A 289-nucleotide genomic window follows, 5' to 3' on the forward strand; every position below is an offset into this window, starting at 1 on the left:
CCGGCGCTATATGCCTTGTAGGTTTCGAAGAAGCGGAAACCGTAAGTCAGCAGTTTCTGGGATTCGCGGGCACGGGCGCTTTCGGAGGCGGTGCCCATGACCACAGCGATGAGTCGCATGTTGTCTTTCTTGGCGGAAGACACCAGGCAGTAACCGGCTTCGTCGGTGTGGCCGGTTTTCAGTCCGTCTACGGTGGGGTCACGCCATAGCAGCAGGTTACGGTTCTGCTGGGTGATACCGTTGTAGGTGAATTCCTTTTTGGCGTACAAGTCATAGTGGTCGGGGAAAT

General features: G+C 56.1%; 1 pseudogene. It reads right to left on the bottom strand.

The features are described 5' to 3' along the window. Nucleotides 1-289: pseudogene (locus A3730_RS10600) on the bottom strand (D-alanyl-D-alanine carboxypeptidase); the annotation flags it as partial.

This window comes from Alcanivorax sp. HI0044 (genome assembly GCF_001634945.1).